Source organism: Knoellia aerolata DSM 18566 (assembly GCF_000768695.1).
GTDB lineage: Bacteria > Actinomycetota > Actinomycetes > Actinomycetales > Dermatophilaceae > Knoellia > Knoellia aerolata.
Map to the genome: position 1 here is coordinate 1 of NZ_AVPL01000194.1, position 381 is coordinate 381.

The window sequence follows — 381 nt, forward strand, 5'->3', positions numbered from 1 at the left end:
TCCACGCCACCATCCCCGCCGACACCCCCACACCCGCCGCTCCCCAAGCTGACGGCACCCACACGGAAGCGGAGACCAGCCGGGCTGATGCCGCCACGCCCACCACGCCACGTGACACCGACACCGACATCCATGACGGCGCCACCGCCGCGAAGGCGAAGCGCGCCACCGCCGCGGAGGCTGCGACAGCCGCCACCCCGGCGAAGCGGGGCGACGCCACGCCCGACGAGTGCCGTGGCACGGTCCGAGCCCACGACGTCCCGGCCGGCACCCATACGGCCGAATCCTCGAACCGCGCGACCGCTGCCACCGACCCGACCGATACCGACGGGTCACCCCCGGCGCCCCGGTTGACCGAGGTCGGCGGTCTCGGCTCCACCG

At 75.1% G+C, this 381-nt stretch carries 1 pseudogene; it reads left to right on the forward strand.

What is annotated here, in order from left to right:
* Positions 1-381: pseudogene (locus tag N801_RS21445) on the forward strand (hypothetical protein); the annotation flags it as partial.